21 protein-coding genes are annotated in these 17,170 nt (G+C 60.2%); 17 read left to right on the top strand and 4 right to left on the bottom strand.

Annotation, left to right across the window (positions count from 1 at the left end; translation table 11 throughout):
- Positions 1-5 precede the first annotated feature (5 nt).
- Both pilH and pilG read right to left on the bottom strand, forming a co-directional pair.
- Entirely contained in the window at positions 6-371 is a 366-nt protein-coding gene (gene pilH, locus B3N48_RS18925) for a twitching motility response regulator PilH (protein WP_093468272.1), read from the bottom strand.
- 45 nt (positions 372-416) lie between these two features.
- Positions 417-827, bottom strand: a complete 411-nt coding sequence (pilG, locus tag B3N48_RS18920; protein ID WP_296186364.1) for a twitching motility response regulator PilG — start codon at positions 825-827, stop codon at positions 417-419.
- Positions 828-1,091: 264 nt separating this feature from the next.
- On the opposite strand from pilG, the gene gshB reads away from it, so the two are divergent.
- From gshB to B3N48_RS18885, 7 genes are all read left to right on the top strand, one after another.
- Positions 1,092-2,045: a glutathione synthase gene (gene gshB / locus B3N48_RS18915; RefSeq protein WP_296186363.1), complete on the top strand. Its 954-nt coding sequence runs from the start codon at positions 1,092-1,094 to the stop codon at positions 2,043-2,045.
- A 291-nt stretch (positions 2,046-2,336) separates the two neighbouring features.
- Positions 2,337-3,239 carry an energy transducer TonB gene (locus B3N48_RS18910; RefSeq protein WP_296186362.1) on the top strand — a complete coding sequence of 301 codons (903 nt, stop codon included), beginning with the start codon at positions 2,337-2,339 and terminating at the stop codon, positions 3,237-3,239.
- 244 nt (positions 3,240-3,483) lie between these two features.
- Positions 3,484-4,053: a YqgE/AlgH family protein gene (locus tag B3N48_RS18905; RefSeq protein ID WP_296186360.1), complete on the top strand. Its 570-nt coding sequence runs from the start codon at positions 3,484-3,486 to the stop codon at positions 4,051-4,053.
- Positions 4,053-4,493 carry a Holliday junction resolvase RuvX gene (gene ruvX / locus B3N48_RS18900; protein WP_296186359.1) on the top strand — a complete coding sequence of 147 codons (441 nt, stop codon included), beginning with the start codon at positions 4,053-4,055 and terminating at the stop codon, positions 4,491-4,493. Before B3N48_RS18905 ends, ruvX begins: the two co-directional genes overlap by 1 nt.
- A gap of 77 nt (positions 4,494-4,570) precedes the next feature.
- Positions 4,571-5,092, top strand: coding sequence for a bifunctional pyr operon transcriptional regulator/uracil phosphoribosyltransferase PyrR (gene pyrR / locus B3N48_RS18895; RefSeq protein WP_296186358.1), 522 nt, complete (start codon positions 4,571-4,573; stop codon positions 5,090-5,092).
- A 12-nt stretch (positions 5,093-5,104) separates the two neighbouring features.
- The gene (locus tag B3N48_RS18890) at positions 5,105-6,109 is read left to right on the top strand and encodes an aspartate carbamoyltransferase catalytic subunit (protein ID WP_296186357.1); all 1,005 of its coding nucleotides are present in this window, start codon (positions 5,105-5,107) and stop codon (positions 6,107-6,109) included.
- Positions 6,106-7,377, top strand: coding sequence for a dihydroorotase (locus B3N48_RS18885; protein ID WP_296186355.1), 1,272 nt, complete (start codon positions 6,106-6,108; stop codon positions 7,375-7,377). Before B3N48_RS18890 ends, B3N48_RS18885 begins: the two co-directional genes overlap by 4 nt.
- Before the next feature lie 194 nt (positions 7,378-7,571).
- On the opposite strand, the gene B3N48_RS18880 is transcribed toward B3N48_RS18885, so the two are convergent.
- The gene (locus B3N48_RS18880; protein WP_296186354.1) at positions 7,572-7,988 is read right to left on the bottom strand and encodes an NINE protein; all 417 of its coding nucleotides are present in this window, start codon (positions 7,986-7,988) and stop codon (positions 7,572-7,574) included.
- Positions 7,989-8,238: 250 nt separating this feature from the next.
- Here B3N48_RS18880 and B3N48_RS18875 point away from each other — a divergent pair, with 250 nt between their 5' ends.
- On the top strand, positions 8,239-8,964 hold the full coding sequence (locus B3N48_RS18875; protein WP_296186353.1) for a C40 family peptidase: 726 nt from the start codon (positions 8,239-8,241) through the stop codon (positions 8,962-8,964).
- A gap of 128 nt (positions 8,965-9,092) precedes the next feature.
- Here B3N48_RS18875 and B3N48_RS18870 read toward each other — a convergent pair whose 3' ends face one another.
- A complete protein-coding gene (locus tag B3N48_RS18870; protein WP_166595754.1) occupies positions 9,093-10,127 on the bottom strand; it encodes a type IV pilus twitching motility protein PilT in 1,035 nt (344 codons plus the stop codon).
- A 54-nt stretch (positions 10,128-10,181) separates the two neighbouring features.
- On the opposite strand from B3N48_RS18870, the gene B3N48_RS18865 reads away from it, so the two are divergent.
- The 9 genes from B3N48_RS18865 (at position 10,182) to B3N48_RS18825 (ending at position 17,146) form a co-directional block, all read left to right on the top strand.
- Positions 10,182-10,868: a YggS family pyridoxal phosphate-dependent enzyme gene (locus B3N48_RS18865; protein WP_296186348.1), complete on the top strand. Its 687-nt coding sequence runs from the start codon at positions 10,182-10,184 to the stop codon at positions 10,866-10,868.
- A gap of 24 nt (positions 10,869-10,892) precedes the next feature.
- Positions 10,893-11,711, top strand: coding sequence for a pyrroline-5-carboxylate reductase (proC, locus tag B3N48_RS18860; RefSeq protein WP_296186347.1), 819 nt, complete (start codon positions 10,893-10,895; stop codon positions 11,709-11,711).
- A gap of 10 nt (positions 11,712-11,721) precedes the next feature.
- A complete protein-coding gene (locus B3N48_RS18855) occupies positions 11,722-12,312 on the top strand; it encodes a YggT family protein (protein WP_296186346.1) in 591 nt (196 codons plus the stop codon).
- Between the two features lie 446 nt (positions 12,313-12,758).
- On the top strand, positions 12,759-13,898 hold the full coding sequence (gene metX / locus B3N48_RS18850; RefSeq protein WP_296186345.1) for a homoserine O-succinyltransferase MetX: 1,140 nt from the start codon (positions 12,759-12,761) through the stop codon (positions 13,896-13,898).
- Between the two features lie 7 nt (positions 13,899-13,905).
- The gene (metW, locus tag B3N48_RS18845; protein WP_296186344.1) at positions 13,906-14,526 is read left to right on the top strand and encodes a methionine biosynthesis protein MetW; all 621 of its coding nucleotides are present in this window, start codon (positions 13,906-13,908) and stop codon (positions 14,524-14,526) included.
- A gap of 23 nt (positions 14,527-14,549) precedes the next feature.
- Positions 14,550-14,996 (top strand): DUF4426 domain-containing protein, encoded by a 447-nt coding sequence (locus tag B3N48_RS18840; protein WP_296186342.1) that lies wholly within the window; start codon positions 14,550-14,552, stop codon positions 14,994-14,996.
- Positions 14,993-15,589 (top strand): RdgB/HAM1 family non-canonical purine NTP pyrophosphatase, encoded by a 597-nt coding sequence (gene rdgB / locus B3N48_RS18835; RefSeq protein ID WP_296186340.1) that lies wholly within the window; start codon positions 14,993-14,995, stop codon positions 15,587-15,589. Before B3N48_RS18840 ends, rdgB begins: the two co-directional genes overlap by 4 nt.
- Positions 15,586-16,800, top strand: coding sequence for a radical SAM family heme chaperone HemW (hemW, locus tag B3N48_RS18830; protein ID WP_296186338.1), 1,215 nt, complete (start codon positions 15,586-15,588; stop codon positions 16,798-16,800). Before rdgB ends, hemW begins: the two co-directional genes overlap by 4 nt.
- Positions 16,801-16,822: 22 nt before the next feature.
- A complete protein-coding gene (locus B3N48_RS18825; protein ID WP_062385487.1) occupies positions 16,823-17,146 on the top strand; it encodes a DUF3392 domain-containing protein in 324 nt (107 codons plus the stop codon).
- Positions 17,147-17,170: the final 24 nt, after the last annotated feature.

Here is a 17,170-nt window from a genome sequence, read left to right as displayed (position 1 = left end):
GGCCTTCAGCCCGCCAGAACCGCGTTCAGGGTTTTCATGAGGGTTTCTTCATCCACCGGCTTGGTCAGGTAATCCCGCGCGCCCTGGCGCTTGCCCCAGACTTTGTCGGTTTCCTGATCCTTGGTGGTGATCATGATCACCGGGATCATGTTGGTGTCAGCGTCTTTGGTCAGCTGGCGAGTGGCCTGAAAGCCGTTCAGGCCAGGCATGACGATGTCCATCAGCACCGCATCGGGTTTTTCCTGACGCGCCAGGGCGACGCCGTCGGCACCGTTTTCAGCCTTGAGTACCTGATGACCGTGCTTTTCCAGCATCCCGGTCAACTTGTACATTTCGGTCGGCGAGTCGTCGACGATCAGAATTCGAGCCATGGTCCATCCCTATAGAAACAGCCGCCCCTCATGGAAGGCACGGCATCAAGATAGTTGTTGTTCTACTGCCACGAACCCCGGCACATGGGCCTTGATCGTACTGAGCAGCTCTTCCTTGCTAAACGGCTTGGTCAAAAACTGATCAGACCCGACGATACGCCCCTTGGCCTTATCGAAGAGCCCGTCCTTGGAGGACAACATGATCACCGGCGTAGACTTGAATGCCCGGTTGTTCTTGATCAACGCACAGGTCTGATACCCGTCCAGCCGGGGCATCATGATGTCGACAAAAATGATTCTTGGATGATTATCGGCGATCTTCGCCAGAGCATCGAAGCCATCGACAGCGGTGATCACTTCACAACCGACGTTCTTCAGCAGCGTCTCGGCGGTCCGACGAATCGTGCGCGAGTCGTCGATGATCATGACTTTCAGTGGGGCTGAATGCTGTTCCATATCTGCTCTACCATCGCCGCGGCGATTCAGATGGGTGTGCCTTCCGCCTGGCTTCTGGTGCCGTTCAAATCGCTGAACCCCCATCTAGAGGGGTTTGTGGCGCCTGACCTGACGCCAAATGCCGAGCCTTTTTAGCACACTCTAAGGGCGCAATCCATAAAGCAAATGCGCCGCGCTTGCCCCTTGACCGCGAGCCAGCGCAGCGCCACCCTGACGCGTATTTTCAGGCCCACTCAGGCCATTACCGGACAGAGGATATACCCCATGAGCGTTCGCGTTGGCATTGTCATGGACCCCATCGAGCGCATCTCCTATAAAAAGGACAGCTCGCTGGCCATGCTCCTGGCGGCGCAAGCGCGCGGCTGGTCGCTGTTCTACATGGAACAGCAGGATTTGTATCAGGTGGCCGGTCAGGCCCGCGCCCGCATGAAACCGCTGAAAGTCTTCGCGAACCCGGAGCACTGGTTCGAATTCGAAGCCGAAATCGACAACGGCCTCGACGACCTGGACGTGATCCTGATGCGCAAGGATCCGCCGTTCGACATGGACTTTATCTACACCACCTACTTGCTGGAACAGGCGGAGCGCGCAGGCACGCTGATCGTGAACAAGCCGCAGAGCCTGCGTGACTGCAACGAGAAGCTGTTCGCCACGCAATTCCCGCACTGCACACCACCGACGCTGGTGAGCCGCCGCGCCGACATCCTGCGTGCGTTCGCTGCCGAGCATGGCGACGTGATCTACAAGCCGCTGGACGGCATGGGCGGCACCTCGATCTTTCGTCACCGTGCCGAAGACCCGAACCTGTCGGTCATCCTCGAAACCCTGACCGTTAACGGCGCGCACCAGATCATGGCGCAGGCGTATCTGCCAGCGATCAAGGACGGCGACAAGCGCATTCTGATGGTCGATGGTGAGCCGGTGCCGTACTGCCTGGCGCGCATCCCGGCCGCAGGCGAAACGCGCGGTAACCTGGCCGCCGGTGGCCGAGGCGAAGCCCGCCCGCTGAGCGACCGTGATCGCTGGATCGCTGCCGAAATCGGCCCGACCCTGCGTGAAAAAGGCTTGCTGTTCGTGGGCCTCGACGTGATCGGCGAACACCTGACGGAAATCAACGTCACCAGCCCGACCTGCATCCGCGAAATCGACAACGCGTTCGGCACCGACATCGGTGGGTTGCTGATGGATGCGATCGAGAAGAAGCTTAAGGCCCGGTAAACCGAGGCGCCCCCCCTTCGTGAGCAAGCTCACTCCCACAGGATCTGCGCCCACCCTGTAGGAGTGAGCTTGCTCGCGATGGCGGTGTGTCAGTCTATTGCGGCGTTGTTCGCTTACCGTCATCGCGAGCAAGCTCACTCCTACAAGTGCTATGTGTCGATTGCTCTGCCCACTAATCGGCCAACCCGCATCAAACCCCAAGCCGCCCCTGACATTGCGTTATCATGCGCGGCCTGAATTTCGCCTTAGGTTGGTTTTCGCAATGCTGGTTGATGTGATTCCGGAGCGCCGATGAACGCGGCGGTCGACAGTGATCTCCCGATGGCCTTGACCCGCACCCACGTGCGCCCGCGTGATCGTCTGGGTTTTACCTTGCTGATCGCGGCCCTCGTGCACCTGGCGCTGATCCTGGGCGTGGGCTTCACCTACGTCAAACCCGAAACCCTCAGCCAGACCCTGGAAATCACCCTCGCGCCCTTCAAAAGTGATACCAAGCCGAAGGACGCCGATTTCCTAGCCCAGGAAAACCAGCAAGGCAGCGGCACCCTCGACAAGAAAGCGGTGCCCAAGACCACTGAAATTGCCCCGTATCAAGACACCCAGATCAACAAGGTGACACCGCCCCCCGCCACCAAGCCGGTGGTGAAGCAGGAAGCGCCGAAAACAGCCGTCGCCACCAAAGCGCCTGTGAAGGAAAAGACTGTCGCCAAACGGGACGAGGTCAAAACCGAAGAGCCCAAGAAAGCCGCGCCCACCTTCGACAGCACCCAGCTGAACAGCGAAATCGCCAGCCTCGAAGCCGAGCTGGCTGATGAGCAACAGGCCTACGCCAAGCGCCCGAAAATCCATCGCCTCAGCGCGGCCTCGACCATGCGCGACAAAGGCGCCTGGTACAAAGAAGACTGGCGCAAGAAAATCGAGCGCATCGGCAACCTCAACTACCCCGAAGAAGCACGGCGCCAGCAGGTCTACGGCAGCCTGCGGATGATGGTGTCGATCAACCGCGATGGCTCTTTATATGAAGTGCTGGTGCTGGAATCGTCCGGCCAGCCGCTGCTGGACCAGGCCGCGCAGCGCATCGTGCGACTCGCCGCGCCGTTTGCGCCATTCACCGGCGACCTGTCGGACATCGACCGCCTGGAAATCATCCGCACCTGGAAATTCGCCCGCGGGGACAAGCTTTCCAGTAATTGAGTCCAGACATCAATACCTGTAGGCGTAAGCTCGCTCGCCATAGCTGTTGATCAATCAACAGCCTGGGTGCAGGCATACTGCCATCGTGAGCAAGCTCACGCCTACAGGTGCATCATTCGCCGTGAGATCTGCTTCAGCCTCGGCGACTCAACAACATGAAAACCTGACCCACGTCGCGATTTATCTCCCGCCGAGTCGGTTCTGCCAGTTGTCACAACAGCCCCACGGCGCCACACTAGGGCTCATGAAAAACGTCACTCCGTCGTACCTCAAGCATCAATTTCTGATCGCCATGCCCCACATGCACGATGAGAACTTCGCTCAGACCTTGACCTACATCGTCGAGCACAACGCCAATGGCGCCATGGGTCTGGTGATCAACCGACCGCAAAGCCTGTCACTGGCCGATATCCTCGAACAGCTGCGCCCGGAAATGGCGCCTCCTGCCCGTTGTCAGCACATCCCCATTCATGTCGGCGGCCCGGTTCAGACCGATCGCGGCTTCGTACTGCATCCGACCGGCCAGGTGTTTCAAGCCACTGTCGATCTGGGCGGTATTTCGCTTTCCACTTCGCAGGATGTGCTGTTCTCTATCGCCGACGGCTACGGCCCTGATCAAAATCTGATCACTCTCGGCTATGCAGGCTGGGACGCTGGTCAGCTGGAAGCGGAATTCGCGGCCAATGCCTGGCTCAACTGCGCGTTCGACCCTGCGATCCTCTTCGAGGTCGATAGCGAGCTTCGTCTCGACGCCGCTGCCGCCAAACTCGGTATCAACCTGAATCTGCTGACCAGCCAGGCAGGCCACGCCTGATGGCTGCATTGCGTTTGCTTCTGGGGTTCGACTACGGCACCCGGCAAATCGGCGTTGCCGTCGGCCAGGTGATCACCGGTCAGGCCCGCGAACTCTGCACGTTGAAGGCGCAGAACGGCGTCCCGGACTGGGACAAGGTTCAGGCCCTGATCACGGAATGGAAGCCCGACGCCATCGTCGTCGGTCTGCCGTTGAATATGGACGGCACGCCGAGCGACATGAGCGCCCGCGCCGAAAAGTTCTCGCGCCAGCTCAATGGCCGCTTCAATCTGCCCGTCTACACCCACGACGAGCGTCTGACGACTTTCGAGGCGAAGGGCGAGCGCATGGCCCGTGGCGGCCAGCGCGGCAGTTACCGCGACAACCCGGTGGACGCCATCGCCGCAGCGCTTCTGCTGCAAGGCTGGCTGGACGCCAACGGCGCACTGTTTGAAACCTGAGCGCTTTACGCTGCATCGAATCCGAGTTTTGGCCCGGCCGTCTGCAATCGCACGACCGGGCACCTGAAGGAGCCACCATGACCCTGCCCAATCCCGCCGACCTGATCCGCCAGATGGCGATCGATCTGAACGCGCACTTGAACAAACGCGGCATCAGCGAACCTCGCTTCATCGGCATTCGTACCGGCGGCGTCTGGGTCGCGCAAGCCTTGCTCGAAGCGCTGGGCAGCCAGTCGCCGCTGGGTACGCTGGACGTTTCTTTCTATCGCGACGATTTCAGCCAGAACGGCCTGCACCCCCAAGTCCGCCCTTCTGAGCTGCCGTTCGAAATCGAAGGCCAGCATCTGGTGCTGATCGATGATGTGTTGATGAGTGGTCGCACCATTCGCGCGGCCCTCAACGAGCTGTTCGACTATGGCCGTCCTGCCAGCGTGACGCTCGTATCGTTGCTGGATCTGGACGCTGCCGAGCTGCCGATCCGTCCGAATGTGACCGGCGCGACGCTGAATCTGTCTCCAGACGAACGCGTCAAGCTGTCCGGTCCGACGCCGCTCACCCTGGACCTGCAAAACCTTTCCACCGATTCCGCCGCCCTCTAAGAGTCCTTTGCGATGACGCCTCTCGACGCCAAGCGCCCGCTGCAACTGAACCATCAGGGTCAGCTGCAACATTTCCTCTCGCTCGACGGTTTGCCCCGCGAACTGCTCACCGAAATCCTCGACACCGCTGACTCGTTTCTCGAAGTCGGTGCGCGAGCGGTGAAGAAAGTCCCACTGCTGCGCGGCAAGACCGTGTGCAATGTGTTCTTCGAGAACTCGACCCGCACCCGAACGACCTTTGAATTGGCGGCGCAGCGGCTGTCGGCGGACGTCATCACTCTGAACGTGTCGACGTCCTCGACCAGCAAAGGCGAGACGCTGTTTGACACCTTGCGCAACCTTGAGGCGATGGCGGCCGACATGTTCGTCGTGCGCCACGCGGATTCAGGCGCGGCGCACTTCATTGCCGAGCACGTCTGCCCGCAGGTGGCGATCATCAACGGCGGCGACGGACGTCATGCACACCCGACCCAAGGCATGCTCGACATGCTGACCATCCGCCGCCACAAGGGCGACTTCAAGAATCTGTCGGTGGCCATCGTTGGCGACATTCTGCACTCCCGCGTCGCGCGCTCGAACATGATCGCGCTCAAGGCGCTGGGTTGCCCGGACATCCGCGTGATCGGCCCGAAAACCCTGCTGCCGATTGGCGTCGAGCAGTATGGAGTGAAGGTCTACACCGATCTCAACGAGGGCCTGAAAGACGTGGACGTGGTGATCATGCTGCGTCTGCAACGGGAGCGTATGTCGGGCGGGCTGCTGCCGAGTGAGGGCGAGTTCTATCGCCTGTTCGGCCTGACCACCGCACGTTTGGCAGGGGCCAAGCCTGACGCCATCGTCATGCACCCCGGCCCGATCAACCGGGGTGTGGAAATCGAATCCGCGGTGGCCGACGGCGCCCACTCGGTGATCCTCAACCAAGTGACCTACGGCATTGCGATCCGCATGGCCGTCCTGTCCATGGCCATGAGTGGCCAAACCGCACAACGTCAGTTCGAGCAGGAGAACGCCCAGTGAAGTTCAGTATCCTCGGCGCTCGCGTCATCGACCCTGTCAGCGGTCTGGATCAAGTCATCGACGTTCATCTGGAAGCCGGCAAAATCCTCGCCCTGGGCGCGGCCCCAGCCGATTTCAGCCCTTCGCAAACCATAGACGGCAAGGGCCTCGTCGCCGCGCCGGGCCTGGTCGACCTCAACGTTTCTCTGCGCGAGCCCGGTTACAGCCGCAAAGGCAGCATCGCCAGCGAAACCCGCGCCGCTGCGGCCGGTGGCGTGACCAGCCTGTGCTGCCCGCCGCGCACCAAGCCGGTCCTTGACACATCGGCAGTCGCCGAGCTGATCCTGGACCGCGCGCGCGAAGCCGGTCACAGCAAAGTGTTCCCCATCGGCGCGCTGAGCAAAGGCCTCGAAGGTGAGCAACTGGCCGAATTGATCGCCCTGCGCGACGCCGGTTGCGTGGCGTTCACCAACGGCCTGACCAACTTCAAGAGCAACCGCACGCTGTGCCGCGCGCTGGAATACGCCGCCACGTTCGATCTGACGGTGATTTTCAACTCGCAGGATCACGATCTGGCCGCGGGGGGTCTGGCCCATGACGGCCCAACGGCGGCGTTCCTCGGCTTGCCGGGCATTCCGGAAACCGCCGAAACCGTGGCTTTGGCCCGCGATCTGCTGCTGGTCGAGCAAAGCGGCGTGCGCGCGCACTTTACGCAACTCACCAGCGCGCGCGGCGTGGCACTGATCGCTCAGGCACAGGCCCGTGGCTTGCCAGTAACGGCGGACGTGGCGCTGTATCAGCTCATTCTGACTGACGAAGCGCTGATCGACTTCTCCAGCCTCTATCACGTGCAACCGCCGCTGCGCACCCGCGCCGATCGCGACGCGCTGCGCGAAGCAGTCAAATCGGGCGTGGTTCAGGCCATCTCTAGCCACCACCAGCCTCATGAACGCGACGCCAAGCTGGCCCCGTTCGGCGCGACCGAACCCGGGATCAGCAGTGTCGAGCTGCTGCTGCCGCTGGCGATGACTCTCGTGGAGGATGGCCTACTGGACCTGCCGACGCTGCTGTCTCGCCTCAGTGCGGGGCCAGCCGCGGCGCTGCGTCTGCCTGCGGGACGACTGACGGCAGGCGCTGCGGCGGATCTGGTCCTGTTCGACCCTGCAGCCTCCACCGTGGCCGGCGAAAAATGGCTGTCGAAAGGCGAGAACTGCCCATTCCTCGGCCATTGCCTGCCAAGTGCCGTGAAGTACACGTTTGTGGATGGGCGGGTGAGCTATAACGGGTGAGATGCCCACCTCAGGCAAACGTTGATTATGTGGGAGCGGGCTTGCTCGCGAAGGCTGACTTAAGCTCTAGAGAAAATGGCTGAATGGACCGGCCCCTTCGTGAGCACGCTCACTCCCGCAGTCCATGCTGCCCTGGATATCTGCATCACCTGCGGGTGATCCCGCGGGAGTGAGCAGTATGTCGCAGCGCTCTGCTATCTACGGGCGTTCTTCTCCGAAATCTGGTCGTTCAGCGTCCAGAAGTCATACAAGATCCCCAGAAAGAACAGCCCACCTGTGAGCGCGTAGATGACCCCGGTGATCCATTTGCCCTGGTACATCCGATGCACGCCAAACACGCCCAAGAAGGTGAGCAGAATCCACGCGACACTGTAATCCGTCGGACCGGCGCTAAAGCGCATGTCAGCCTGCTCGTCCATCGACGGGATGAGAAACAGGTCGATCAGCCAGCCAATGCCCAATAGCCCCAACGTGAAAAACCAGATCGTCCCGGTTACCGGCTTGCCGTAATAAAACCGATGGGCACCGGTAAAACCGAAAATCCAGAGCAGGTAACCCATGACCTTGCTGTGCGTGTCAGGCCGCTGGCCATCCGGGTAATAGGTGTTCATTGGGCACCTCTTTCGTGCTGATAGAAAAAAATGTGCGTAAGTTTTGTGACTTTGATGATGCCGTCCGACGTATGGTTTGAACCTCTTTTCATCCCTGCAAACCCTTGTTCTGAAAGGGCGAGGCCACAGTGATGTGACAGTTTTGCAGTCAATTCTGACTTCCAGGGCAGTAAATTGTTCGACAAGTGGCCTCGGAAATGCGGAAAAAGCTGTTATAAAGTTGCGCGCTGACCCACATGAGCCCTGCCTAATGCGTCCATTTTTGAAGACATGGCTGACTATTTGTCTATTTATGCCACTGGCCGCCCACGCCACCAATCGTGAGCAACCGCTACCTTCGAGCTTCACCGGATTTACAGCGAACAGTCATCCTTCGCCAACATCGGTAGCGAGTAAAAAAGTCACCCAAGAGGCCCTCGAAGAGACGGCAATGCCGCTCGAAACCTCTAGCAAGAAAAGCCGAGCCACCAAAGGCAAAAAAGCCAAAGTGGGCTCGCATAAGATTTCAGAAAATACCGTTGCTCTTGCCAATGCCGGGCAGATGGGTACCAAACAAAGCAGCAATGTAGTCAACCGGGCCGTCAAGGCCATTGGCACCCCTTATCGCTGGGGCGGCACTAGCCCTACCAAGGGGTTCGACTGCAGCGGTTTGGTGAAATACGCGTTTAACGACGTAAGCGAAGTGGACTTGCCACGCACCTCCAACGCCATGGCTGAAGGTCATGGGCAGAAGGTCGATCGCAAGGATCTGAAACCCGGCGACTTGCTCTTCTTCAACATCAAGAGCCGTCAGGTGAATCACGTCGCCATTTATCTGGGTGACGACCGCTTCGTCCATGCGCCTCGCCGTGGCAAGGCTGTGACGATCGATACGCTGAAAAAACCGTACTGGGACAGCCACTACGTTGTGGCCAAACGCGTACTGCCGAAGCAGCCGCCAAGCAAGAAAGGCACTGTGCGTATCGCGCAGCGATAAGTCTCAGCGCGACACCGACTGTGTAGGAGTGAGCTTGCTCGCGATGCGTTGTGTCAGACAATGATGATGTCACTGACATAACCCATCGCGAGCAAGCTCACTCCTACAGTTGTTTCGGGGTCCAGAAGCTAGAAATTATCCGGCGTCTTCGCTTTCTCGCGAGCGCTTTCCCGGGTGATCAGGCCTTTGGTCACCAAGTCCTTCAGGCACATGTCCAGTGTCTGCATGCCCAGCGCACCCCCGGTTTGAATCGACGAATACATCTGCGCCACCTTGTCCTCGCGGATCAGGTTACGAATCGCCGACGTGCCGATCATGATTTCATGTGCCGCCACCCGACCGCCTCCGACCTTCTTCAGCAATGCCTGAGACACAATGGCATGCAACGACTCGGACAGCATCGAGCGAATCATCGATTTTTCCTGAGCCGGGAACACGTCCACGATCCGGTCGATACTTTTCGCCGCCGACGTGGTGTGCAAGGTGCCAAACACCAAGTGCCCGGTTTCCGCCGCCGTCAGGGCCAGGCGAATGGTTTCCAGATCCCGCAGCTCACCCACCAGAATCACGTCCGGGTCTTCCCGCAGCGCCGAACGCAAGGCTTCAGCGAAGCCGTGGGTGTCGCGATGGACTTCACGCTGGTTGATCAGGCTTTTCTTGGACTCGTGAACGAACTCGATCGGGTCCTCGATGGTGAGAATGTGGTGATGCTTGTTCGCGTTCAGGTAATCGACCATCGCGGCGAGCGTCGTCGATTTACCCGAACCGGTGGGCCCGGTGACCAGCACCAGCCCGCGCGGGACGTCTGTAATCTTCCGAAACACTTCCCCCATGCCCAAGTCTTCCATGCTCAAGACCTTCGACGGAATGGTCCGAAACACAGCGCCTGCGCCACGGTTCTGGTTGAACGCGTTAACCCGGAACCGCGCCACGCCGGGCACTTCAAACGAGAAGTCCGTTTCCAGATCCTCCTCGAAGTCCTTGCGTTGCTTGTCGTTCATGATGTCGTAGATCAGCGCCTGGACTTCTTTCTGGTCCAGCGCTGGCAGATTGATCCGCCGCACATCGCCGTCGACCCGGATCATCGGCGGCAGGCCAGCCGAGAGGTGTAAGTCCGACGCGCCTTGCTTGGCACTGAAGGCAAGCAGCTCGGTAATATCCATACAGCTCCTCATCACATAGAATGCCGCAGACTTTAGCCCTGCTGGCGCAAATCAATGTCCACGATAGCAGAGAACATTTCAACGCTCGCAGAGCGAATTCATCACGCCGCCCAGGCCGCCCAACGCGACCCGTCGTCCGTCCGGCTGCTGGCCGTGAGCAAGACCAAGCCCGCCAGTGATCTACGTGAAGCCTATGACGCCGGGCTGCGCGATTTTGGCGAGAACTACCTGCAGGAAGCCCTTGGCAAACAGACCGAGCTGAGCGACCTGCCCTTGATCTGGCATTTCATCGGCCCCATCCAGTCAAACAAGACTCGCGCCATCGCCGAGCATTTTGACTGGGTGCACTCCGTGGATCGTTTGAAAATCGCACAACGTCTGTCCGAACAACGTCCCGCCGAGCTGCCCCCGCTCAACATCTGCATTCAGGTCAACGTCAGCGGCGAAGCCAGCAAGTCCGGCTGCAGCCCCGAAGACCTGCCGGCCTTGGCGCAAGCGATCAGCGCCCTGCCTCAGTTGAGATTGCGCGGCTTGATGGCCATTCCCGAGCCAACAGAAAACACTGACGAACAAAACGCCGCTTTCGCTGCCGTGCGCAGCCTGCAAGCACAACTGAACCTGCCGCTAGACACCCTTTCCATGGGCATGAGCCACGACCTGGAAGCCGCTATCGCACAGGGCGCGACCTGGGTGCGGATCGGCACTGCCCTCTTTGGCGCCCGCAATTATGGGCAGCCTTAACCTTTGCCCCACAGGAAGCCGTTCATGAGCAAGACCCGTATCGCGTTTATCGGCGCCGGCAACATGGCCGCCAGCTTGATTGGCGGCATGCGCGCCCAAGGCGTCGCAGCTGATTTGATCCGTGCCAGCGACCCCGGCGCGGAAACCCGCGAGCGCGTCGCCAAGGAGCACGGCATCACTGTCGTCGCCGACAACGCCGAAGCCATCGAGGGCGCCGACGTGGTGCTGCTGGCGGTCAAGCCACAGATGATGAAAGCCGTCTGCGAAGCGATCAGACCTGCCTTGAAGCCGAATCAGTTGATCGTCTCGATTGCCGCCGGGATCACCTGCGCCAGCATGAAAGCCTGGCTGGGCGATCAACCCCTGGTGCGTTGCATGCCAAACACGCCGGCGCTGTTGCGTCAGGGCGTGAGCGGGCTGTACGCCACCGATGACGTGACCCAGACCCAACGCCAGCAGGCCGAAACCCTGCTGTCTGCGGTCGGCATTGCGTTGTGGGTCGACACTGAAGCGCAGATCGACGCCGTGACGGCCGTGTCAGGTAGCGGTCCTGCGTATTTCTTCCTGCTGATCGAGGCCATGACCGCCGCCGCCGTGAAACTGGGCTTGCCAGCCGACGTGGCCAAGCAGTTGAGTCAGGAAACCGCGCTGGGCGCCGCCCGGATGGCGACCACCAGCGACGTTGATGCAGCTGAGCTGCGTCGTCGCGTGACCTCGCCTGCGGGCACCACGGAAGCCGCTATCAAATCGTTCCAGGCCGATGGCTTCGAAGCGATTGTCGAGAAAGCACTGGGCGCCGCCGCGCATCGCTCGGCCGAGCTTGCCGAATTGTTGGGCAAATAAGGAGCCATTCATGAATGCACTCACTGGCGCTACGATTTTCGTCATCCAGACGCTGATCAGCCTGTACCTGACCATCGTTCTGTTGCGCTTCGTTCTGCAACTGGTCAAAGCCAATTTCTACAACCCGCTCTGCCAGTTCGCCGTGCGCGCGACTCAGCCACTGCTCAAGCCGATCCGCCGCATCGTGCCAAGCGTGTTCGGGCTGGACACCTCCTCGCTGCTGCTGGCCATCGTGATTCAGGCGCTGTTGATGGCGTTCGTGCTGATGATGACCTACGGCACCATCGGCGACGTACCGCACTTGCTGATGTGGTCGATCATTGGCGTCACGTCGCTGCTGCTGAAAATCTTCTGGGTGGCGATGATCATCATGGTGATCGTCTCGTGGATCGCGCCCGGCAGTCATAACCCGGCGGCCGAATTGGCTTATCAGATCAGCGAGCCGATCCTTGCGCCATTCCGCCGCATCATCCCCAACCTGGGCGGCCTCGACATCTCCCCGATCTTCGCGTTTCTGGCGATTCAGGTCGTGCAGTCGTACGTCATGCCGGAACTGGCAGCCTACGCCGGCATGCCGCAGGAACTGTGGCGGTTGATCTGACTGTCGAGATTCAATCTGTGTAGGAGCGTGGCTTGTCCCGCGATCTGTCGCGAAGCGGCAGCAAAACCTGAGAACGCGGTCTTTCTGCATGACCGCGTTCTCAGATTTCAGGATTGCTGCGCAACCCATCGCGGGACAAGCCACGCTCCTACGCCCTGCGGGCAGAATCAAAAGCAGCGGGTCGGAATCTGACGGTTGATCTGACTGTCAAGATTCAATCTATGTAGGGGCGCGCAGATAGCTCGATCTGTAAACGGCCCCTTTCACTGTAGGAGTGAGCTTGCTCGCGATGACGGTGCGTCAGATACGTAGAGTGTGTCTGGCACACTGCAATCGCGAGCAAGCTCACTCCTACAGGGACTCATCTGTCCACCGCCCCGTTGTTTGCTTGCCGCTACCCCCCGCGATCTTTAGACTTACGCCTCATTTCAGTGAGAGCAGGGTCGATGTCCACGGTCTTTCCCGAAGATTCTGTCGGTCTGGTCACGCCGCAAACCGCGCATTTCAGCGAGCCATTGGCTTTGGCCTGCGGGCGTTCGCTGGCTGATTACGACCTCATCTACGAAACCTACGGTCAACTCAACGCGGCCAAGAGCAATGCGGTGCTGATCTGCCACGCCTTGTCCGGCCATCATCACGCGGCGGGTTATCACAGCATCGACGAACGCAAGCCCGGTTGGTGGGACAGTTGCATCGGTCCTGGCAAGCCCATCGACACCAACCGCTTCTTCGTCGTCAGCCTGAATAACCTCGGCGGCTGCAACGGCTCTACCGGCCCAAGCAGCATCAACCCGGACACCGGCAAGCCGTTCGGCGCCAACTTCCCGGTGCTGACGGTCGAGGATTGGGTGCACAGCCAGGCGCGTCTGGCCGACACCCTCGGCATCATGCAGTGGGCCGCCATCGTCGGTGGCAGTCTGGGCGGCATGCAGGCGTTGCAGTGGACCATCACCTACCCTGATCGTGTGCGTCATTGTCTGGCCATCGCCTCGGCACCCAAGCTGTCCGCGCAAAACATCGCCTTCAATGAAGTCGCCCGTCAGGCCATCCTGACAGACCCGGAATTCCACGGGGGCTCGTTCCAGGAAATGGGCGTGATCCCCAAGCGCGGCTTGATGCTGGCGCGCATGGTCGGACACATCACCTACCTGTCCGATGATTCCATGGGCGAGAAATTCGGCCGTGGCTTGAAGAACGAGAACCTCAACTACGACTTCCACAGCGTCGAGTTTCAGGTCGAAAGCTACCTGCGCTATCAGGGTGAAGAGTTTTCCGGGCGCTTCGACGCCAACACCTACCTGCTGATGACCAAGGCACTGGACTACTTCGACCCGGCCGCCCACTTCAACGACGATCTGGCAGCGACTTTCGCCAGCGCCTCGGCGAAATTCTGTGTGATGTCGTTCACCACCGACTGGCGCTTCTCCCCTGCCCGCTCCCGCGAGCTGGTGGACGCGCTGATGGCGGCGAAAAAGGATGTCTGTTACTTGGAGATCGACGCACCGCAAGGCCACGACGCCTTTCTGATGCCGATTCCACGCTACCTACAGGCCTTCTCCAGCTACATGAACCGTATTGCACTCTGAGGACACCATGAGAGCCGACCTGGAAATCATCCAAGACTGGATACCGGCAGGCAGCCGCGTGCTCGACCTCGGCTGCGGCGACGGCGAATTGCTGGCCTGGCTGAAAGAAAACAAGCAAGTGACCGGCTACGGCCTGGAAAACGACGCCGACAACATCGCGCGTTGCGTGGCCCGCGGCGTGAACGTCATCGAACAAGACCTCGACAAAGGGCTGGGCAACTTCGCCAGCGACAGCTTCGACATTGTGGTCATGACCCAAGCGCTCCAGGCGGTGCATTACCCTGACCGCATCCTCGACGAAATGCTGCGCGTCGGCCGCCAGTGCATCATCACCTTCCCCAACTTCGGCCACTGGCGCTGCCGCTGGTATCTGGCGAGCAAGGGCCGGATGCCGGTCTCCGAATTCCTGCCGTACACGTGGTACAACACGCCGAACATCCACTTCTGCACCTTCGAAGATTTCGAAGCGCTGTGCCGGGAACGTTCGGCGAAGGTCATTGATCGACTGGCCGTCGACCAGCAGCATCGTCACGGTTGGGCGAGCAAGCTTTGGCCTAATCTGTTGGGTGAGATCGGCATTTATCGTGTCAGCAGCCCCGGCTTGCAGGACCACCAGATCGCCGTGTGAGCCCTACACACAGGAGAATGGTCATGGCTCGTCTGATTGCATGGCTCGGCATGCTGTTGACGCTGGCGACACCCGCCATGGCTGTAAACAGCGCCAGCCCGAACAGACTGGAACAGTTCGGCGACCTGACCATTCACTACAATGCGTTTGGCTCAGGCCTGTTGCAGCCGGCCGTCGCGCAGAAAGCCGGGCTGATCCGCAGCAAAGGCCAAGGGGTGATCAACATCACCGCAATCAAGGACGGCAAGACCGTCGCGACCCGTGTCGACGGTTCAGTCGCTGACCTGACCGGTCGCGAAGACGCCCTGAGGTTCAAACCGATCAGCGAAAACGGTTCGGTCAGCTACATGGCCCAGTTCGACGTGCAGCCCGACAGCGAGGCTACTTACGTCTTCACGATCAACGTCAAGGCGAGCGACGGCTCAATCCACACGCTCCGCTTCAACCAACAGATTTTCTCGGACGAATGATGAATCTCTCTCAACTCGTACTCGCCAGCCACAACGCCGGCAAACTCAAGGAACTCCAGGCCATGCTCGGCGGCAGCGTGCAACTGCGCTCGATTGGCGAGTTCAGCAATGTCGAGCCTGACGAGACAGGCCTGTCGTTCGTCGAGAACGCGATTCTCAAGGCTCGCAATGCGGCGCGCATTTCCGGGTTGCCCGCGCTGGCCGATGATTCGGGCCTGGCAGTGGACTTCCTCGGCGGCGCACCGGGTATTTATTCGGCGCGTTACGCCGACGGCAAAGGCGATGCGGCGAACAACGCCAAGCTGCTCGATGCGTTGAAAGACGTGCCGGAAGAACAGCGCGGTGCGCAGTTCGTCTGCGTGCTGGCGCTGGTGCGTCATGCCGACGACCCGCTGCCGATTCTCTGCGAAGGCCTATGGCACGGTCGCATCCTGACCGCCGCCGGTGGCGAGCACGGTTTCGGCTATGACCCGCTGTTCTGGGTGCCTGAGCGCAACCTGTCCAGTGCCGAACTGAGCCCGGCCGACAAGAATCAGATTAGCCACCGCGCCCGCGCCATGGCCCTCCTGCGCCAGCGTCTGGAACTGCAATGACCCAGGATTCCAGCACCCGGCCGCTGATCCTTGGCGCGGCCGGTTTCAGCTCGGAACAGCCGAGACCCCCGCTGCCCGAACTGCCGCCGTTGTCGCTGTACATCCATATTCCGTGGTGTGTGCGCAAGTGCCCTTACTGCGACTTCAATTCCCACACTGCCAGCCCTGTCCTGCCCGAGCAGGAATACGTCGACGCGCTGCTGGCCGATCTGGATCAGGACCTGCCCCACGTTTACGGACGCGAGTTGAGTTCGATCTTCTTCGGCGGAGGCACACCCAGCCTGTTCAGCGCCGACGCATTGGGACGATTGCTAAAAGGCGTCGAGCAGCGCATTCGTTTCGCACCGGATATCGAAATCACGCTGGAAGCCAATCCCGGCACCTTCGAACAGGTGAAATTCAGCGCCTATCACAGCCTGGGGATTAACCGCCTGTCGATTGGCATCCAGAGTTTCCAGGAGGCCAAGCTCAAGGCGCTTGGCCGCATCCACAACGGTGACGAAGCGGTAAGAGCGGCGGACATGGCCCGTCAGGCCGGGTTCGATAACTTCAATCTGGACTTGATGCACGGACTGCCCGATCAATCGCAGGACGACGCGCTGGGCGATCTGCGCCAAGCCATCGCCCTCGCGCCGACACATCTGTCGTGGTATCAGCTGACCCTCGAACCGAACACCGTGTTCTGGAATCAGCCGCCGACGCTGCCGGAAGACGATATCCTCTGGGACATTCAGGAAGCGGGTCAGACACTGCTCCGGGAAAATGGCTACGTCCAATACGAGGTCTCGGCTTACGCGCAGCCGGGCCGTCCCGCGCGACACAACCTGAATTACTGGAGCTTCGGCGACTTCATCGGGATTGGCGCAGGCGCCCACGGCAAGCTCAGCCACCCCGATGGCCGTATCCTGCGCACGTGGAAAACGCGGTTGCCCAAGGATTATCTGAATCCGACTAAGCCGTTTCAGGCAGGCGAAAAGCTGTTACCCCTCGATGAAATGCCGTTTGAATTCCTGATGAACGCGCTTCGCCTTACAAATGGCGTGGACGCTGCATTATTCCAGCGGCGCACGGGTCTAAGCGTCGATTCGCTCGCCAGCGCGCGACAGCTAGCCGAACAACGGGGCTTGCTGGAAACCGATCCAACGCGTCTGGTGGCGACTGCCCGAGGTCAATTGTTTCTCAACGACCTGCTGCAGTACTTTCTTCTTTAAGGCTTAACGCAAAGGAAACTGAATGGACCTCGTACTCGATCTGCTGGCCACTGTCTCACGCTGGAGTCGCAGCAATCTGTCAGAAATCGCACTCGCGTTGGTGGGATGTCTGTTGATCCTGTTCGGCGCAGACATAAAAGGCTGGATCGAAGGTCGCCTGAGCAGCTTCGCGGGGGCCTTGCGCGTACCCGTCATGGCCTTGTTGTGCACGATCGGCAGCGGTGCCGCTTTGATTTACGCAACACCCTGGGTGGTGCGCGGCCTCAGCCAGTTCAACAACTACAGCCTGGCACCGGTTTTGTTGGTGGTGCTGGTGTTGATCGGGGTGGTTGCGGATCGCAAGTGACCGTCTTTGAAACTGTGGTGGTCT

It is taken from the genome of Pseudomonas sp. UBA1879 (genome assembly GCF_002338065.1).
Taxonomy (GTDB): domain Bacteria; phylum Pseudomonadota; class Gammaproteobacteria; order Pseudomonadales; family Pseudomonadaceae; genus Aquipseudomonas.
This window is presented reverse-complemented; position numbering and strand designations above follow the sequence as displayed.